The 20,429-nt window shown below is 42.6% G+C and carries 12 protein-coding genes and 1 pseudogene; 12 read left to right on the top strand and 1 reads right to left on the bottom strand.

What is annotated here, in order from left to right:
• The coding region (locus CYK16_RS03025; protein ID WP_142374667.1) for a MiiA motif-containing surface protein at positions 1 to 3,964 on the top strand (3,964 nt) is incomplete at its 5' end.
• A 113-nt stretch (positions 3,965 to 4,077) separates the two neighbouring features.
• Here CYK16_RS03025 and CYK16_RS03020 read toward each other — a convergent pair.
• Positions 4,078 to 6,173 (bottom strand): annotated as a pseudogene (locus tag CYK16_RS03020) (GH92 family glycosyl hydrolase).
• Between the two features lie 170 nt (positions 6,174 to 6,343).
• Between CYK16_RS03020 and CYK16_RS03015 the strand changes: the two are divergent.
• The 11 genes from CYK16_RS03015 (at position 6,344) to CYK16_RS02965 (ending at position 20,383) form a co-directional block, all read left to right on the top strand.
• Positions 6,344 to 7,624: a glycoside hydrolase family 125 protein gene (locus CYK16_RS03015; RefSeq protein ID WP_060805897.1), complete on the top strand. Its 1,281-nt coding sequence runs from the start codon at positions 6,344 to 6,346 to the stop codon at positions 7,622 to 7,624.
• A 98-nt stretch (positions 7,625 to 7,722) separates the two neighbouring features.
• The gene (locus tag CYK16_RS03010) at positions 7,723 to 10,368 is read left to right on the top strand and encodes an alpha-mannosidase (protein ID WP_060805898.1); all 2,646 of its coding nucleotides are present in this window, start codon (positions 7,723 to 7,725) and stop codon (positions 10,366 to 10,368) included.
• Positions 10,369 to 10,451: 83 nt separating this feature from the next.
• Positions 10,452 to 11,321, top strand: coding sequence for an ROK family protein (locus tag CYK16_RS03005; protein ID WP_060805899.1), 870 nt, complete (start codon positions 10,452 to 10,454; stop codon positions 11,319 to 11,321).
• Positions 11,315 to 13,195: a beta-N-acetylhexosaminidase gene (locus CYK16_RS03000; protein ID WP_060805900.1), complete on the top strand. Its 1,881-nt coding sequence runs from the start codon at positions 11,315 to 11,317 to the stop codon at positions 13,193 to 13,195. Before CYK16_RS03005 ends, CYK16_RS03000 begins: the two co-directional genes overlap by 7 nt.
• Positions 13,196 to 13,402: 207 nt before the next feature.
• Positions 13,403 to 14,332 carry an ABC transporter permease gene (locus CYK16_RS02995; protein WP_060805956.1) on the top strand — a complete coding sequence of 310 codons (930 nt, stop codon included), beginning with the start codon at positions 13,403 to 13,405 and terminating at the stop codon, positions 14,330 to 14,332.
• A gap of 13 nt (positions 14,333 to 14,345) precedes the next feature.
• Positions 14,346 to 15,269: a carbohydrate ABC transporter permease gene (locus CYK16_RS02990; protein ID WP_000818351.1), complete on the top strand. Its 924-nt coding sequence runs from the start codon at positions 14,346 to 14,348 to the stop codon at positions 15,267 to 15,269.
• A 254-nt stretch (positions 15,270 to 15,523) separates the two neighbouring features.
• The gene (locus tag CYK16_RS02985; protein WP_023945675.1) at positions 15,524 to 17,002 is read left to right on the top strand and encodes an ABC transporter substrate-binding protein; all 1,479 of its coding nucleotides are present in this window, start codon (positions 15,524 to 15,526) and stop codon (positions 17,000 to 17,002) included.
• A gap of 239 nt (positions 17,003 to 17,241) precedes the next feature.
• Entirely contained in the window at positions 17,242 to 17,931 is a 690-nt protein-coding gene (locus CYK16_RS02980; RefSeq protein ID WP_101776628.1) for a CPBP family intramembrane glutamic endopeptidase, read from the top strand.
• Between the two features lie 22 nt (positions 17,932 to 17,953).
• Positions 17,954 to 18,283: a bacteriocin immunity family protein gene (locus CYK16_RS02975; protein WP_060805901.1), complete on the top strand. Its 330-nt coding sequence runs from the start codon at positions 17,954 to 17,956 to the stop codon at positions 18,281 to 18,283.
• Between the two features lie 131 nt (positions 18,284 to 18,414).
• Complete coding sequence (trhO, locus tag CYK16_RS02970; RefSeq protein WP_001030024.1) at positions 18,415 to 19,401, top strand: oxygen-dependent tRNA uridine(34) hydroxylase TrhO; 987 nt, start codon at positions 18,415 to 18,417, stop codon at positions 19,399 to 19,401.
• 121 nt (positions 19,402 to 19,522) lie between these two features.
• Positions 19,523 to 20,383 (top strand): DUF4299 family protein, encoded by an 861-nt coding sequence (locus CYK16_RS02965; protein ID WP_060805902.1) that lies wholly within the window; start codon positions 19,523 to 19,525, stop codon positions 20,381 to 20,383.
• Positions 20,384 to 20,429 lie beyond the last annotated feature (46 nt).

Raw genomic sequence — 20,429 nt, 5'->3', positions numbered from 1 at the left:
AGCTAAAGCAGCCGCTGATAAAGCTAAAGAAGCAGTCGATGCAGCACCAACAGATGCAGCAGTAGACGCAGCTAAAGGAACTGGTACAGGTGACATTGCGAAAGTTAACCCAGTAGCCAAAGAAGCAGCTAAGAAGGCAGTAGCAGATGAATTAGCTAAGAAAGAAGCAGCCATTGATGCTCGTCCAGACTTAACTGACGAAGAAAAAGATGCCGCTAAGAAAGATGCGCAAGCAAAAGCTAAAGCAGCAACAGACGCAATTAACACACAGCCATCTAACGCAGAAACACCAGAAAAAGCAGCAGAAGCTCAAAAAGCAGTAGACGCAGCTAAGAAAACAGGTGTAGATGAAGTTGCAGCTGTAAATCCAGAAGCAGTTAAGAAACCAGCAGCTAAGAAAGCGATCGAAGATAAAGTTAAAGCTGTAAATCCAGATGCAACAGTAGTTGTAGATGATAAAGGAAATGCGACAGTCACAACTCCAGAAGGTAAGACAGCTGTAATTCCAGCAGCAGACTTGACGAAAGATCCAGAAGCTGCAACTAAACCAAATGCAGGCAACGACATCGTTAAACCAGCAGATAAGACAGTAGTAGCAAATCCAGAAAAACTTACAGACGCTGAGAAGAAAGCGATCGAAGATAAAGTTAAAGCTGTAAATCCAGATGCAACAGTAGTTGTAGATGATAAAGGAAATGCGACAGTCACAACTCCAGAAGGTAAGACAGCTGTAATTCCAGCAGCAGACTTGACGAAAGATCCAGAAGCTGCAACTAAACCAAATGCAGGTAACGACATCGTTAAACCAGCAGATAAGACAGTAGTAGCAAATCCAGAAAAACTTACAGACGCTGAGAAGAAAGCGATCGAAGATAAAGTTAAAGCTGTAAATCCAGATGCAACAGTAGTTGTAGATGATAAAGGAAATGCGACAGTCACAACTCCAGAAGGTAAGACAGCTGTAATTCCAGCAGCAGACTTGACGAAAGATCCAGAAGCTGCAACTAAACCAAATGCAGGTAACGACATCGTTAAACCAGCAGATAAGACAGTAGTAGCAAATCCAGAAAAACTTACAGACGCTGAGAAGAAAGCGATTGAAGATAAAGTTAAAGCTGTAAATCCAGATGCAACAGTAGTTGTAGATGATAAAGGAAATGCGACAGTCACAACTCCAGAAGGTAAGACAGCCGTAATTCCAGCAGCAGACTTGACGAAAGATCCAGAAGCTGCAACTAAACCAAATGCAGGTAACGACATCGTTAAACCAGCAGATAAGACAGTAGTAGCAAATCCAGAAAAACTTACAGACGCTGAGAAGAAAGCGATCGAAGATAAAGTTAAAGCTGTAAATCCAGATGCAACAGTAGTTGTAGATGACAAAGGAAATGCGACAGTTACACTGAAAGATGGAACTACTGCGACAATCCCATCAGAAGATTTATTCAAATCAGAAGTAGATGCAACTAAACCAAATGCAGGTAACGACATCGTTAAACCAGCAGATAAGACAGTAGTAGCAAATCCAGAAAAACTTACAGACGCTGAGAAGAAAGCGATCGAAGATAAAGTTAAAGCTGTAAATCCAGATGCAACAGTAGTTGTAGATGATAAAGGAAATGCGACAGTTACAACTCCAGAAGGTAAGACAGCCGTAATTCCAGCAGCAGACTTGACGAAAGATCCAGAAGCTGCAACTAAACCAAATGCAGGCAACGACATCGTTAAACCAGCAGATAAGACAGTAGTAGCAAATCCAGAAAAACTTACAGACGCTGAGAAGAAAGCGATCGAAGATAAAGTTAAAGCTGTAAATCCAGATGCAACAGTAGTTGTAGATGATAAAGGAAATGCGACAGTCACAACTCCAGAAGGTAAGACAGCTGTAATTCCAGCAGCAGACTTGACGAAAGATCCAGAAGCTGCAACTAAACCAAATGCAGGTAACGACATCGTTAAACCAGCAGATAAGACAGTAGTAGCAAATCCAGAAAAACTTACAGACGCTGAGAAGAAAGCGATCGAAGATAAAGTTAAAGCTGTAAATCCAGATGCAACAGTAGTTGTAGATGATAAAGGAAATGCGACAGTCACAACTCCAGAAGGTAAGACAGCTGTAATTCCAGCAGCAGACTTGACGAAAGATCCAGAAGCTGCAACTAAACCAAATGCAGGTAACGACATCGTTAAACCAGCAGATAAGACAGTAGTAGCAAATCCAGAAAAACTTACAGACGCTGAGAAGAAAGCGATCGAAGATAAAGTTAAAGCTGTAAATCCAGATGCAACAGTAGTTGTAGATGATAAAGGAAATGCGACAGTCACAACTCCAGAAGGTAAGACAGCTGTAATTCCAGCAGCAGACGTAACTAAGTCAGCAGCAGATGCAGGTAAAGCAAATGCAGGAAATGCAGTAAACACACCAGCAGCTAAGGTAGAAGTTAAAGATCCAGCCAAATTAACAGATGAAGAAAAAGCAAAAGTTAAGAAAGCAATTGAGGCAGTCAACCCAGGATCTAAAGTTGTAGTAGACGATAAAGGAAACGCAACAGTAACAACACCAGAAGGAAATACAGCCGTAATTCCAGCAGCAGACGTAACTAAGTCAGCAGCAGATGCAGGTAAAGCAAATGCAGGAAATGCAGTAAACACACCAGCAGCTAAGGTAGAAGTTAAAGATCCAGCTAACTTAACAGACGCTGAGAAGAAAGCGATCGAAGATAAAGTTAAAGCAGTCAACCCAGGATCTAAAGTTGTAGTAGACGATAAAGGAAACGCAACAGTAACAACACCAGAAGGAAATACAGCCGTAATTCCAGCAGCAGACGTAACTAAGTCAGCAGCAGATGCAGGTAAAGCAAATGCAGGAAATGCAGTAAACACACCAGCATCTAAAGTGGAAGTTAAAGATCCAGCTAACTTAACAGATGCTGAGAAGAAAGCGATCGAAAACAAAGTTAAAGCAGTAAATCCAGGATCTAAAGTTGTAGTAGACGATAAAGGAAACGCAACAGTCACAACACCAGAAGGTAAAACAGCAACAATTCCAGCAACAGATTTAACTAAGTCAGCAGCAGATGCAGGTAAAGAAAACGCAGGAAATGGTGCAAACACACCAGCAACTAAGACAGTAGTTAAGGATCCAGCTAACTTAACAGATGAAGAAAAAGCAAAAGTTAAGAAAGCAGTAGAGGATGTAAACCCAGGATCAACTGTAGTAGTAAATGATAAAGGTGATGTAATCGTTACTAAAGGTGATGGAACAGTATTAGTAATCCCAGAACTTGACTTAGTAATTCCAGAAGATAAATTAACTGATCCAACTCAACAAAATGGTGTAAACACACCAGCAACTAGAGTGTTAGTTGGAGATAAAGCTAAATTAACAGCTGATGAAATTGAAAAAGTTAAAGAATCAATTAAAGCAGTCAACCCAGGTGCAACTGTAGTAGTAGACGAAAACGGAAATGCGACAGTAACAACACCAGAAGGTAAGACAGCAACAATTCCAGCAGCTCAATTAGTTAAAGATGCTAAAGATGTTGCAGCTAAGAACAATGGTGAAAACATCAACGTTGACTTCGAAAAAGAAACAGTAGCAGACTTCAATAACTTAACAAATGCAGAAAAAGATGCTGCAAAAGCTAAGATTAAAGGAGCAAATGCTGATGTAGTAGAAGTTATCTTCGACAAAGCAGGAAACGCAACTGTAATTACTAAAGATGGTAAAGTTTACACAATCGTAGCTAAAGATATCTTTAAACAACGTCCTTCTGCAGACAATGGAAGTTCAGCTAATGCTGGTCAAACAGCATCAGCACAAGCAAATGCGCGTAAAGTAGCTAAAGAATTGCCAAATACAGGTACAGCAGATTCTACTGTAGCTATGGTAGCAGCTGCCGCAAGTGCAGTAATTGGTCTTGGTCTTGCAGGCCGTCGTCGTAAAGAAGACGAAGAAGCTTAATTGGTAGATTATTTGATAATTATCAGATGATAAGTCCGATTTTCAAAGCTTAAACAAGTACCTCTCGTAAGAAAATCTCCTAGCAGGAAAGTCTGCTAGGAGATTTTTGCATTTCAGGAAGTGGACGGCTGACTTGGCAACCAGCCAAGTGTGAAGGTTAGTTGCTCAGCTTTTAGGAGGTCTTGGTGTTGAATAGTTGATACTAGAGTTGTGTCCAGTCGGCATTCTTTGACAAAGTTGAAGTGGCTGTGGTTTTGTTCAGTATGAATATCTAGCCATTTATTTTCTTTAGCTAGGTAAATACGGAGGTGGTTAAAGAGAGGGATTCCGAGATCATAGCTGGGCTTTCCTGGACAGATTGGATAGAATCCGAGAGCTGACCAGATGTACCAAGCAGAGAGACTACCATTGTCTTCATCGCCAGGATAGGCTTGCCAGCTTGGGTGAAAGGCTTTCTGACGTAAGGTCTTGATAAGAAGGGCAGTGTAGTCAGGGTAGTTGCTGTAACGGAAGAGATAAGGAATGTGGAAGCTCGGTTGGTTGGAAATAGCGAGTTGTCCAAAAGGAGCAGTAGCCATCTCGCTCATTTCGTGAATCTCGTAACCATAGCCTGTTGTCTCAAAGAGGGGAGCATCCTGACAGGCTTTTAAAAGATAGTTGCTAAAGGCTTCTTTTCCACCCATAAGCTGGATCAAGCCTGGGATGTCGTGGAGAACGCCTAAAGTTGCTTGGATAGCTGAACATTCGGCATAATCACGTCCCCAACTATAAGGAGAGAAGTCAGGGCGGAAGTTGCCTCGATTGTCTCGCGCTCGCATGTAATCTGTCTCAGCATCAAATAGATGGCGGTAATTTTGTGACGCAGTTCTATAAGTTTCCGCGATGTCATTCTGACCAAGTTTTTCGGCACAGCTGGCGATACAAAAGTCGCTATAGGCATAGTCAAGAGTGTAGCTGACGCTTTCGTGGTGGTCGGTAGAGAGGTAGCCCAGTTCTTGGTATTGGGCTAGTCCGTGACGACCATTGATGCCGAGAGGGTCGGTCTTGCTGGCTGTTTCAAGCATGGCTTGAAGGAGTTCTTCTTCTAGGTCGGGGGCCATGTCCTTGCAGGCGCTATCTGCGATAATGCCGTCTAAAAGGGTACCTGGCATCATACACGTTCATCTGGAGCCAACCATTTTGGAAGGAAACCAGTATCGCGATAGCTATTGAGAAATCCTTCTAAAAAGCGGTGGTAGTGTTCTGGTATGATAAGGGCAAAGAGGGGGAAGGTGGTGCGGAAGGTATCCCAGAAACCATTGTTGCTAAAGAGGACACCAGGCTTGACGGTATTAGTAGACAGATCCATGTGGATGGCTTGCCCTGATTCATCAATCTCATAAAAAGTCTGTGGGAATAGGAAGAGTCTGTAAAGGCAGTGATCAAAGAAGGTTCGGTCAGCCTCTCCTGTCTTTATAATGTCAAAACGATGGAGGAGATTTTCCCAGTCCGCTTGGGCACTTGCTTTACATCTTTCAAAATCTTCTTGGGGTAGATTGAGTAGTGCTTGAGAAGGGGAGATGAAAGAAGTGGCTAGCTGAATCTCAGCATGCCTATCTGCTAAGTCAATTCGCCAGTCTCCGTCTTCTTGATTGACAGCAAGGATATCCGTATTCATTTGCAGGGTAGTGAACATAGTTAGTGGATTTTTGTTGGTTTCAGTTTTACCTTCTTGTCGCAGGGCAAGAGTTCGCTTATCTACTTGCTCCACGGTCAGTTCATCTGCTGCGTGAAGATAGAGGGAGAGGGCTTTGCCTTGCTTTTGTTCCAAACGAATAGAAGCACCGTAGCAAGTCGGTGTGAGCTGGGTTTCAATCTGATAGCGCAGGGAGAAAATTTTCAGATAATGAGGCTGGAAAGAGGCCTTATCCATATCATAGGAAGACTGACGATGGAAGAGGCTATCTCCACCTAGCTGGCCTGTGACAGGTGTCAGAAGGAGCCAAGAGTAGTCACCAATCCAAGGACTGGGCTGGTGGGTTAATCGAATCCCCTGAAAGATAGGCAGATACGGATCGAAAAACCAAGAGCCATCCTGGTCACTGGTCTGGGGTACAAAGTAATTCATCCCAAAAGGCACGCCTGTGTATGGCAGGGTATTTCCCCGAGAAAAGGCATGTTTGCTGGCAGTACCAAAGCGGGTATCGATGCTTTCAAGTAGTGGTTTCATAGTCTTTCCTTTAGCTGTTTTTCTACATTATATCAGAAAAAGAGGGCCTTTAGAAAAGGAGTTTCAAAGATAACTATTTTGTAGAAAAATGACTATCATTTGTGTATGTATTTTCTGCCTCAAAAGCTATATACTGAAAATGAAACTTGTTTGAAAGAGGATACTGCACGATGATTTATTCAAAAGAAATTGTTAGAGAATGGCTAGATGAAGTAGCAGAACGTGCTAAGGACCATCCAGAGTGGGTGGATGTCTTTGAGCGTTGCTACACCGACACCTTGGACAATACGGTTGAAATCCTAGAAGATGGTTCAACCTTTGTGCTCACAGGAGATATTCCTGCTATGTGGCTTCGGGATTCGACAGCCCAACTCAGACCCTACCTGCATGTGGCTAAAAGAGATGACCTCCTGCGTCAGACCATTGCAGGTTTGGTCAAACGTCAGATGACCTTGGTAATCAAGGATCCTTATGCCAACTCTTTTAACATTGAGGAAAACTGGAAGGGGCACCACGAGACTGACAATACAGACCTTAATGGCTGGATTTGGGAACGCAAGTACGAGGTGGACTCGCTTTGCTATCCTTTGCAGTTGGCTTATCTCCTCTGGAAAGAAACTGGCGAGACTAGTCAGTTTGATGAGACTTTTGTCGCAGCGACTAAGGAAATTCTCCATCTTTGGACGGTGGAACAAGACCACAAGAACTCTCCTTATCGTTTTGTCCGAGATACGGACCGCAAGGAAGACACCTTGGTAAATGATGGCTTTGGCCCTGATTTTGCAGTGACAGGTATGACTTGGTCAGCCTTTCGTCCGAGTGATGATTGCTGTCAGTATAGTTACTTGATTCCGTCAAATATGTTTGCTGTAGTAGTCTTGGGTTATGTGCAAGAGATCTTCGCAGAACTAGACCTAGCTGATAGCGAGAGTATTATTGCTGATGCTAAGCGTCTCCAGTCTGAGATTCAAGAAGGCATTGAAAATTACGCCTACACCACTAATAGCAAGGGTGAAAAGATTTACGCCTTTGAAGTGGATGGTCTAGGAAATGCCAGCATCATGGATGATCCAAACGTACCAAGTTTGTTGGCTACGCCTTATCTGGGCTACTGTTCAGTCGATGATGAAGTTTATCAAGCCACTCGTCGTACCATTCTGAGCCCTGAAAATCCATACTTCTACCAAGGAGAATACGCTAGCGGTCTCGGAAGTTCTCATACCTTCTATCGCTATATCTGGCCAATCGCCCTTTCTATCCAAGGTTTGACAACAAGAGATAAGGCAGAGAAAAAATTCTTGCTGGATCAGCTGGTTTCTTGCGATGGTGGTACAGGTGTTATGCATGAAAGCTTCCACGTAGATGACCCAACTCTCTACTCTCGTGAATGGTTCTCTTGGGCCAACATGATGTTCTGTGAATTGGTCTTGGATTACTTGGATATCCGCTAAGGAACACGCTTTAGCGCAACTGATTCTTGGAAAGAATCACAAATTTACATTTAAAACGTTAACAATAAAAATTTAAATTTAGAATGAGGTTTTACTTCATGGAAAATGTTGTCGTACATATTATCTCACATAGTCACTGGGATCGTGAGTGGTACTTGCCTTTTGAAAGCCACCGTATGCAGTTGGTGGAATTATTTGACAATCTCTTCGATCTCTTTGAAAATGACCCTGAGTTCAAGAGCTTCCACTTGGATGGTCAAACCATTGTCCTTGACGACTACTTGGAGATTCGCCCTGAAAATCGTGACAAAGTTCAACGCTACATTGACGAAGGAAAATTGAAGATTGGTCCTTTTTACATCTTGCAAGATGATTATTTGATTTCAAGTGAAGCCAATGTCCGAAATACCTTGATTGGTCAAGCAGAATGTGCAAAATGGGGCAAATCAACCCAGATTGGTTACTTTCCAGATACCTTTGGAAATATGGGACAAGCGCCTCAAATTCTTCAAAAATCAGGCATTCATGTGGCAGCTTTTGGTCGTGGTGTGAAGCCGATTGGATTTGACAACCAAGTCCTCGAAGATGAGCAGTTTACTTCTCAGTTTTCAGAAATGTACTGGCAGGGTGCGGACGGAAGTCGTGTCCTCGGTATCCTCTTTGCCAACTGGTACAGTAATGGGAATGAAATCCCTGTTGATAAAGACGAGGCCTTGACCTTCTGGAAACAAAAACTGGCAGATGTGCGTGACTATGCTTCAACCAACCAGTGGTTGATGATGAACGGCTGTGACCATCAGCCTGTGCAGAAAAATCTGAGTGAGGCCATTCGTGTGGCAAATGAACTCTTCCCAGATGTAACCTTTGTTCATAGTTCTTTTGATGAATATGTCCAAGCCGTGGAAAGTGCCCTACCAGAGCAATTATCAACGGTTACAGGTGAGTTGACCAGTCAGGAAACAGACGGCTGGTACACACTTGCCAACACTTCTTCATCTCGTATTTATCTCAAACAAGCCTTCCAAGAAAATAGCAACCTCCTAGAGCAAGTTGTAGAACCCTTGACAATTATCACTGGGGGCCACAACCACAAGGACCAGTTGACCTATGCTTGGAAAACACTTTTGCAGAATGCGCCCCATGATAGTATCTGTGGCTGTAGCGTGGATGAAGTTCACCGCGAGATGGAGACACGTTTTGCCAAGGTCAATCAAGTCGGAAACTTTGTTAAGAGCAATCTTCTTAACGAGTGGAAGGGTAAAATTGCTACGGCTAAGGCTCAAAGTGACTATCTCTTTACTGTCATTAACACAGGCCTGCATGATAAGGTCGATACTGTCAGCACAGTGATTGATGTTGCGACTTGTGATTTCAAGGAATTGCACCCAACAGAAGGTTACAAGAAGATGGCTGCTCTTACCTTGCCAAGTTACCGTGTGGAGGACTTGGATGGGCGTCCTGTAGAGGCTAAAATCGAAGACCTTGGGGCTAATTTTGAGTACGATTTACCAAAAGACAAGTTCCGCCAAGCTCGTATTGCTCGTCAAGTGCGCGTGACAGTCCCTGTTCATCTAACACCTCTCTCTTGGACAACCTTCCAATTACTGGAAGGAGAACAAGAACACCGCGACGGTATTTACCAAAACGGAGTGATTGATACGCCATTTGTAACGGTGAGTGTGGATGACAACATCACAGTCTATGATAAGACAACTCACGAAGCCTATGAAGATTTTATCCGCTTCGAAGATCGTGGTGACATCGGAAACGAGTATATCTATTTCCAACCAAAAGGAACAGAGCCAATCTATGCAGAGCTTAAGGGCTACGAGGTCTTGGAAAACACAGCTCGCTACGCTAAGATTTTGCTCAAACATGAATTGACCGTGCCTGTCAGTGCAGATGAAAAGTTAGAAGAAGAGCAAAAAGGTATCATCGAGTTTATGAAGCGTGAGGCTGGACGTTCAGAAGAATTGACAAGCATTCCTCTGGAAACTGAGTTGACTGTCTTCGTTGACAATCCACAAATTCGTTGCAAGACTCGCTTTACCAACACTGCCAAAGACCACCGTATCCGTCTTTTGGTCAAGACTCATAACACGCGTCCAAGCAATGATTCTGAAAGCATCTATGAGGTGGTGACACGACCAAACAAACCAGCAGCTTCATGGGAAAATCCTGAAAATCCTCAACACCAACAAGCCTTTGTTAGTCTGTATGACGATGAAAAAGGGGTGACTGTATCCAACAAGGGATTGAATGAATACGAAATCCTTGGAGACGACACTATTGCAGTGACCATTCTGCGTGCGTCAGGTGAGCTAGGTGACTGGGGTTACTTCCCAACACCAGAAGCACAATGCTTGCGTGAGTTTGAAGTCGAGTTTGCGCTTGAATGCCACCAAGCCCAAGAACGCTTCTCAGCCTATCGTCGGGCTAAAGCTTTGCAGACACCATTTACAAGCCTTCAGCTTGCTAGACAGGAAGGAAGCGTGGCCGCTACTGGTAGCCTCTTGAGCCATTCTGTTCTCAGCATACCGCAAATCTGTCCAACAGCCTTTAAGGTAGCTGAAAATGAAGAAGGCTATGTTCTTCGTTACTACAATATGTGTAGTGAAAATGTACGTGTACCGGAAAGTCAACATCTCTTCCTGGACCTACTGGAACGACCATACCCAGTTCATAGAGGCCTCATTTCACCACAAGAGATTCGTACAGAATTCATCAAAAAAGAAGAAATTTAATTTCAAAAAGTAAACATAAAGAGAAAGGAGGGGCGAAAAGGTAAGAACTAACTGCTGATTCGCCCCTTTTTATGGTAAAAACAATGACTATTGCAACGATTGATATCGGAGGGACTGGGATTAAGTTTGCCAGTCTGACTCCTGATGGGAAAATACTAGATAAGACAAGCATTCCAACGCCTGAAAACTTGGAGGATTTACTAGCGTGGCTAGATCAACGCTTGTCAGAACAGGATTACAGCGGGATTGCTATGAGCGTTCCAGGCGCGGTCAATCAAGAGACAGGTGTGATTGATGGCTTCAGTGCGGTGCCCTACATCCATGGCTTTTCTTGGTATGAGGCGCTTAGTTCTTATCAGATTCCTGTCCATCTAGAAAATGATGCCAACTGCGTTGGACTCAGTGAACTACTAGCCCATCCAGAGCTTGAAAATGCAGCCTGTGTCGTGATTGGGACAGGTATTGGCGGAGCCATGATTATCAATGGTAGACTTCATCGAGGTCGCCACGGTCTGGGTGGAGAATTTGGCTACATGACAACCCTTGCCCCTGCTGAAAAGCTCAACAACTGGTCGCAACTAGCGTCAACTGGTAATATGGTGCGATACGTGATTGAAAAATCTGGTCAGACTGACTGGGACGGTCGCAAGATTTACCAAGAGGCCGAAGCAGGAAATGCTCTTTGCCAAGAAGCTATTGAGCGCATGAACCGTAATCTGGCGCAAGGTTTGCTTAATATCCAGTATCTCATCGACCCAGATGTCATTAGTCTGGGAGGCTCTATCAGTCAAAATCCAGATTTTATTCAAGGTGTCAAGAAGGCTGTAGATGACTTTGTCGAGACCTACGAAGAATACACGGTCGCACCAGTTATCCAAGCCTGCACCTATCATGCAGATTCCAATCTCTACGGTGCCCTTGTCAACTGGCTACAGGAGGAAAATCAATGGTAAGATTTACAGGAATTAGTGACAAACAAGCGCAAGCTATAGAGTTGCTTCAAAAGCACATTTCTTTACCAGATGTGGAAGTATCTGTCGCTCAGTCTGACCAAGCCTCTATCTCTATCAAGGGTGAGGGTGGCCACTATCAACTAACCTATCGCAAACCCCACCAACTTTATCGAGCCTTGTCCCTATTGGCAACATCCCTAGCAGAAGGTGACAAGGTAGAGATTGAGGAACAGGCGGCTTATGAAGATTTAGCCTATATGGCAGACTGTTCTCGAAATGCAGTGCTGAATGTGGCTGCTGCCAAGCAGATGATTGAGGTCTTGGCTCTCATGGGCTACTCAAGCTTTGAACTTTACATGGAAGACACCTACCAGATTGAAGGGCAGCCTTACTTTGGCTATTTCCGTGGAGCCTACTCAGCTGAGGAATTGCAGGAAATCGAAGCCTATGCCCAGCAGTTTGACATGACCTTTGTGCCTTGTATCCAGACCTTGGCCCACTTGTCAGCCTTCGTCAAATGGGGTGTCAAAGAAGTCCAGGAGCTCCGTGATGTGGAGGATATTCTTCTCATCGGCGAAGAAAAGGTTTATGACCTGATTGATGGCATGTTTGCTACCCTATCTAAACTGAAGACTCGCAAGGTCAATATCGGGATGGACGAAGCCCACTTGGTTGGCTTGGGACGTTACTTGATTCTCAACGGTGTTGTGGATCGTAGTCTCCTCATGTGCCAACACTTGGAGCGCGTACTGGATATTGCTGACAAATATGGTTTCCACTGCCAGATGTGGAGCGATATGTTCTTTAAACTTATGTCAGCAGATGGCCAGTACGACCGTGATGTGGAAATTCCCGAAGAAACGCGTGTCTACCTAGACCGCCTCAAAGACCGAGTGACTTTGGTTTACTGGGACTATTATCAGGATAGCGAGGAAAAATACAATCGCAACTTCCGCAACCATCACAAGATTAGCCATGACCTTGCATTTGCAGGAGGTGCTTGGAAGTGGATTGGTTTCACACCCAACAACCATTTCAGCCGTCTCATTGCTCTTGAAGCCAATAAAGCCTGCCGTGTCAATGATATCAAAGAAGTCATCGTGACGGGTTGGGGGGACAATGGTGGTGAGACCGCTCAGTTTTCTATCCTACCAAGCTTGCAAATCTGGGCAGAACTCAGCTATCGCAATGACCTAGACCGACTGTCTGCTCACTTCAAGACCAATACTGGTCTATCGGTTGAGGATTTTATGCAGATTGACCTTGCCAACCTTTTACCAGACCTACCAGGCAATCTCAGTGGCATCAATCCCAACCGCTATGTCTTTTATCAGGATATTCTCTGTCCGCTCCTTGACCGACACATGACACCTGAACAGGACAAGCCACACTTCGCTCAGGCTGCTGAGACGCTTGCTGACATTAAAGAAAAAGCTGGCAACTATGCTTACCTCTTTGAAACTCAGGCTCAGTTGAACCGAATTTTAAGTAGCAAAGTGGATGTGGGACGACGTATTCGTCAGGCCTATCAAGCGGATGATAAAGAAAGTCTGCAAGAAATCGCCAGACAAGAATTACCAGAACTCAGAAGCGCGATCGAACACTTCCATGCCCTCTTTAGCCACCAATGGCTGAAAGAAAACAAGGTCTTTGGCTTGGATACGGTCGATATCCGCATGGGCGGACTCTTGCAACGCATCAAGCGAGCAGAAAGCCGTATCGAGGCTTATCTGGCTGGCCAGCTTGACCGCATCGATGAGCTGGAAGTAGAAATTCTGCCATTTAACGACTTCTATGCAGACAAGGGCTTCGCAGCCACAACAGCCAACCAGTGGCATACTATTGCGACAGCTTCGACGATTTATACAACTTAAAAACAAGAACACCTTGCTTGGCGCAGGGTGTTTCGCGTGAAACATCCCTTTCTTCAAAAGTACTCCACATAAAATAATTTGTGGAGTTTTTTCTATAATTAGTAGTTTAACCTAACCTGCAAATAGGAGTATACTAATAATGTAATCGTTATCAAAAGTCTAAAAAGGAATTTTTAGATGGATATCAAAATAAAAAGGGAGGAAATTATGAATAAGTTTTCAAAGACCTTGAGAGACAACTGGATCTTTCTCTTGATGGTTTTACCAGGGGCACTCTGGTTGATTCTATTCTTCTACATTCCAGTATTTGGGAACGTGGTTGCCTTCAAAGACTACCACATGACCAGTAATGGTTTCATAGATAGTATCATGAATAGTAAATGGGTCGGACTAGATAATTTCAGATTCTTATTTAGTTCAAGAGACGCCTTTATTATCACACGAAATACTGTCCTCTACAATCTTGGCTTTATCTTTATTGGTTTGATTGTATCTGTAGGAATTGCCATCATCCTCAGTGAACTCCGTTCTAAGAGAATGGTTAAGATCTTCCAAACTTCCATGTTGTTCCCTTACTTCTTGTCTTGGGTTATCATCAGTTTCTTTACAGATGCCTTCCTAAACATTGATAAAGGGGTGTTCAACCATTTATTGGAAACTCTTGGTCTCAAAGAAATCAATTTCTACGCTGACTTGGGCATCTGGCCATATCTCCTACTTTTCCTAGGTATTTGGAAAGGCTTTGGATATAGCAGTGTCATGTACTATGCGACAATCATGGGAATTGATCCAACCTACTACGAAGCAGCGACAGTGGATGGGGCCAGCAAATGGCAACGAATTCGCAATGTAACCATTCCACAGTTAACACCGTTGGTAACCGTATTGACTATCCTGGCAGTAGGAAATATCTTCCGTGCAGACTTCGGTCTCTTCTACCAAATCCCCCATAATGCTGGTCAGCTTTATAACGTAACCAACGTCTTGGACGTATATGTTTATAATGGTTTGACCCAGACAGCGGATATCGGGATGGCTTCAGCGGCAGGTCTCTACCAATCAGTAGTCGGTTTGCTTTTGGTTATCCTATCAAACTTACTTGCAAGACGAGTTGATCCAAACTCAGCCTTGTTCTAGAAAGGAGGAGAATATGGCAGAAAAGAAAATTAAAAAAGAAAAAATTGATAATGTCGGCATTCACTCCTTCAGTAAGAAAGCAGATATCTTCTTCAGTACCATTTCTGGTTTGATCGCCCTCTCTTGTATCCTACCCTTCGTATTCGTTATTGTTATTTCGGTGACAGATGAAAAGAGTATCCTTCAAAATGGATATAGCTTCTTCCCATCCCAATTTGGATTAGACGGTTTTGAATTTTTGGCACAGTTTAAGGATAAAATCCTCCAAGCCCTCTTCATCTCAGTCTTTGTAACAGTGGTGGGGACTATCACAAACGTTTTTATCACAACAACTTATGCTTACGCCATTTCACGGACAACCTTTAAGTATCGCAGATTCTTTACGATCTTTGCCCTTCTTAGTATGTTGTTCAATGCTGGTTTGGTACCAGGCTATATCGTGGTCACTCGTTTGCTTCAACTTGGTGATACAGTTTGGGCCTTGATTGTTCCAATGCTTCTCTCACCATTTAACATCATCTTGATGCGTTCCTTCTTTAAGAAGACCATTCCAGAAGCTATTCTAGAATCTGCTCGTATCGATGGTGCCAGTGAAGCCCGGATCTTCTTCCAAATCTGTTTGCCATTGTCACTACCAGGTATCGCAACCATCACGCTCTTGACAGCTCTTGGTTTCTGGAATGACTGGTTCAACGCCCTTCTTTACATCAAGAGTGACAACTTGTATCCATTGCAATATTTGCTCATGCAAATCCAACAAAATATGGACTACATCGCCAAAGCAGTCGGCCTGTCTGGTCAACTGGGAGTTGCTCTACCGAAAGAAACAGGCCGTATGGCCATGGTTGTGGTAGCAACCCTTCCAATCGCGATTTTGTATCCATTCTTCCAACGCTACTTTGTAAAAGGTTTGACTATCGGTGGTGTGAAAGAATAGTGCTTATTGAGAAAGAACATTTCTCAGTTCCCAACTTCCCTTGAGTGAAGTTAATACTCTTCGAAAATCTCTTCAAACCGCGTCAACGTCGCCTTGCCGTATAGATGTTACTGACTCCGTCAGTTCTATCTGCAACCTCAAAACAGTGTTTTGAGCAACCTGCGGTTAGTTTCCTAGTTTGCTCTTTGATTTTCATTGAGTATAAAATCATTACATTGTTTATAAGTTTAAAAATAAAAAAAGGAGTTTTTGTCATGAAAAACTGGAAAAAATATGCTTTTGCATCTGCTAGTGTAGTCGCTTTGGCTGCTGGTCTCGCTGCTTGTGGAAACCTTTCAGGTAACAAGAAAGCTGCTGACTCAGCTTCAGGTGATAAGACTGTTATCAAAATGTACCAAATCGGTGACAAACCAGATAACTTAGATGAATTGCTAGAAAATGCTAACAAAATCATCGGTGAAAAAGTTGGTGCTAAATTGGATATCCAATATCTTGGATGGGGTGACTATGATAAGAAAATGTCAGTTATCACATCATCTGGTGAAAACTACGATATCGCCTTTGCATCTAACTATGTTGTAAATGCTCAAAAAGGTGCTTATGCTGACTTGACTGATTTGTATAAGAAAGAAGGGGCAGAGCTTTATAAAGCACTTGACCCAGCTTACATCAAAGGTAACAGCATTAACGGTAAAATTTACGCAGTTCCAGTTGCAGCCAACGTTGCATCATCTCAAAACTTCGCCTTCAACGGAACTCTTCTTGCTAAATACGGTATCGATATTTCAGGTGTCACTTCATACGAAACACTTGAACCAGTCTTGAAACAAATCAAAGAAAAAGCTCCAGATGTAGTGCCATTTGCGGTTACTAAGAACTTCATCCCATCTGATAACTTTGACTACCCAGTTCCAAATGGACTTCCATTTGTTATCGACCTTGAAGGGGACACTACTAAGATCGTAAACCGTTACGAAGTGCCTCGCTTTAAAGAACACTTGAAGACTCTTCACAAATTCTATGAAGCTGGATACATTCCAAAAGACGTAGCAACAAGCGATACTTCATTTGACCTTCAACAAGATACTTGGTTCGTTCGTGAAGAAACAGTAGGACCAGCTGACTACGGTAATAGCTTGCTTTCACGTGTTGCAAACAAAGATATCCAAATCAAACCAATCACTAACTTCATCAAGAAAAACCAAACAACACAAGTTGCTAACTTTGTTATCTCAAACAACTCTAAGAACAAAGAAAAATCAATGGAAGTGTTGAACCTCTTGAACACTAACCCAGAACTCTTGAACGGTCTTGTATACGGTCCAGAAGGCAAGAACTGGGAAAAAATTGCAGGTAAAGAAAACCGTGTTAAAGTTCTTGATGGCTACAAAGGAAACACTCACATGGGTGGATGGAACACTGGTAACAACTGGATTCTTTACATCAACGAAAACGTTACAGACCAACAAATCGAAGATTCTAAGAAACAATTGGCTGAAGCTAAAGAATCTCCAGCACTTGGATTCATCTTTAACACTGACAATGTGAAATCTGAAATCTCAGCTATCTCTAACACAATGCAACAATTCGATACAGCTATCAACACTGGTACTGTAGACCCAGACAAAGCTATTCCAGAATTGATGGAAAAATTGAAATCTGAAGGTGCCTACGAAAAAGTATTGAACGAAATGCAAAAACAATACGACGAATTCTTGAAAAACAAAAAATAATCAGCTAAATTGATTTCGTGTATTCATTCCTAATTCCTAAAAACTGAATCACTGTTTTCCTCAGGATTATCTGGGGAAGGCAGTGATTTTTTGAAATAAAGACATAGATATTCCTGTTCCCTCATTTCCCTTATTGTAACCATTTAGGAAATCTCAAGCACCATTTAGGATTTAGAGTAAGGATTTAGGAAATTATGGCTTATATTAGAGATGTTCCGAGTTTACAAAGGAGGGTTCATATGAAAAAGTATCAACTTCTATTCAAAATAAGTGCAGTCTTGTCTTACCTATTTTTCGTATTTGGTCTTTCTCAGCTGACGCTTATTGTTCAAAATTATTGGCAATTTTCTTCCCAGATTGGCAATTTCGTCTGGATTCAAAATCTCTTGAGTCTGCTATTTAGTGGGGTCATGATTTGGATTCTGGTTAAGACAGGGCACGGCTATCTCTTTCGCATTCCGAGAAAAAAATGGCTTTGGTATTCGATTTTGACAGTATTAGTGCTAGTGCTCCAGATCTCTTTTAACGTTCAGACAGCTAAACATGTTCAGTCAACTGCTGAAGGTTGGGCTGTATTGATCGGTTATAGTGGGACCAACTTTGCTGAGCTAGGTATCTATATAACTTTGTTCTTTCTGACTCCACTTATGGAAGAGCTAATCTATAGAGGATTACTGCAACACGCCTTTTTTAAGCATTCGAGATTTGGTCTTGATTTGCTTCTTCCGTCAATTTTATTTGCTCTTCCTCGTTTTTCAAGCCTGCCTAGTTTGTTAGATATCTTCGTCTTTGCAACATCTGGCATCATCTTTGCTAGTTTGACCCGCTATACCAAGAGCATTTATCCTTCCTATGCGGTGCATCTGATTAATAATATTTTCGCGACATTACCATTTTTGCTGACTTTTTTACAGAGGGTATTTGGGTAAAATATTGGTATGAGAGTTAGGAATGATAGTTTTTCAATTTAAGGAGGAAAATGAGAATGACATATTAAAATGGTTTGCAGGAGGAAGTGAACGGCGTTGTGAAGCCATGTCGATCATAAATCATCTATTGGAAGATATAAAGGATACGCCTCAACTGACTCCTTTGAAAAATCAGTTAGTGAGTTATAAAAGACGATTAGAGGACGATGGGACCTCTACTCCATTTATATTGAACCAAATGAATGTTGATGTCTCACGTGTGTTGATTGATAATAAGCTGATGTTATCAGAAAATCAAGCTAGGCAGATCAAAAAATTGAGAGAATTATCTGCCATTCGCTATGGCCACTGATGAAGTGCAGGGATAAGCACCTTTCTACAATTTCCAGTCAAATAAATTGCATTCGCTTTCTCAAGCAGGTATACTAGTATAGTTAGATGAAAAATTCTGAAAATTTAAGAATAGAAAAGAGAACAAATCTTATGGCAAAAGATATTCGTGTCTTACTTTACTACCTTTATACTCCAATTGAAAATGCAGAGCAATTTGCTGCAGACCACTTGGCTTTCTGTAAATCAATCGGCCTTAAAGGCCGTATCCTAGTCGCTGACGAGGGAATTAACGGAACAGTTTCAGGTGACTACGAAACAACTCAAAAATACATGGACTATGTTCACAGCCTCCCAGGCATGGAAGACCTCTGGTTCAAGATTGACGAAGAAAGTGAACAAGCCTTCAAGAAGATGTTTGTTCGCTACAAGAAAGAGATTGTCCACCTTGGTTTGGAAGACAACGACTTTGACAACGACATCAACCCACTTGAAACAACAGGTGCCTACTTGTCTCCAAAAGAGTTCAAAGAAGCCCTTCTTGACGAAGATACAGTTGTCCTTGACACACGTAACGATTACGAGTATGATCTAGGACATTTCCGTGGGGCTATCCGCCCAGATATCCGCAACTTCCGTGAGTTGCCACAATGGGTCCGTGATAACAAGGAAAAATTCATGGACAAACGTGTCGTGGTTTACTGTACAGGTGGCGTTCGCTGTGAGAAATTCTCAGGTTGGATGGTCCGTGAAGGTTACAAAGATGTTGGCCAATTGCACGGAGGAATCGCAACTTACGGTAAAGATCCAGAAGTCCAAGGTGAGCTTTGGGATGGGAAAATGTACGTCTTTGACGAGCGTATTGCCGTGGATGTTAACCATGTCAACCCAACCATCGTAGGGAAAGACTGGTTTGATGGAACACCATGTGAACGTTATGTCAACTGTGGAAATCCATTCTGTAACCGTCGTATCTTGACATCAGAAGAAAATGAAGACAAGTACCTTCGTGGATGCTCACACGAGTGCCGTGTTCACCCACGTAACCGCTATGTTTCAGAAAATGAATTGACACAAGCTGAAGTTGTCGAGCGCCTAGCCGCTATCGGTGAAAGCTTGGATCAAGCAGCTACAGTATAATATCAAACAGTCCTTAGGGGCTGTTTTTCTATGCTTTTTACTCAAAAATCTAAAGTTTGTTTCTGTATCTTTCAGAAAAATAAGGTATACTATATGTAAACGATTTCAAAGGAGTCCAGTTATGACGAAAACATTTTTTATTCCAAATAAACAGAGCATTTTAGGAGAACAAGAGATTTTGACTGCCAAGTCCGTCTTGGCCTTGGTAGATGGTTTGGAGTCACATAGCTATGATGCTGTCTATCTCCGTCAGCCTCTTAATCGTCTCGAGTATATCGAGTGTGCGATAGTGGGGCAATCACAATTTCTTTTTAAAGTCAGTTATGCTGATGATCAAAAGGCATATCGTGTCGATCTTCCTGACCTACTAACGAAGACAGACTGGCAGATTATCAAATCATTTTTAGATGCTCTGATTGCTTATACAGGAACTGAGATTGAAGGGCTAAATGGTTTTGACTTTGAAGCTTATTTCCAAGCAGGTATTCAAGCTCATCTGGCAGACACTGCAGCCCGTTTTACGATTTGCCAAGGAATTTTTAATCCTATTTTCTTTAGTCATGAGGACTTGAAAAGTTTTTTAGAGGAAGATGGATTAGCACAGTTTGAAGCGCGTGTGCGTGCGGTTCAAGAGACAGATGCCTACTTTGCAAGAGTTTCCTTCTATCAGGATGGAGAAGGCCAAGTGCACGGTGTTTATCATCTAGCTCAAGGCGTCAAGACTGTTTTACCGAGAGAACCATTTGTTCCTGCAGCCTATATTGAGCAATTGGTGGATAAGGAAGTGCAGTGGGAGATTGACTTGGTTCAAATCACAGGAGACGGCTCTAAACCAGAAGACTATGAAGCCATTGCCCGCTTGGACTATGCAAAATTCCTAGAGTCACTACCATCAGCATCTTACCACCAACTAGATGCCAATCAATTAGAAGTGCAACCCATCCTAGGACAAGATTTTAAAACATTAGCACAAGAAAAGTAAAGTAGAAGCAGGTCAATCGACTTGCTTTTTTGGTATATAAAAAATC

It is taken from the genome of Streptococcus oralis subsp. dentisani (assembly GCF_002860905.1).
GTDB classification, from domain to species: domain Bacteria; phylum Bacillota; class Bacilli; order Lactobacillales; family Streptococcaceae; genus Streptococcus; species Streptococcus oralis_BA.
Note: the sequence above shows the minus strand (reverse complement) of the source record. Positions and strands in the feature narration are given on the sequence as shown.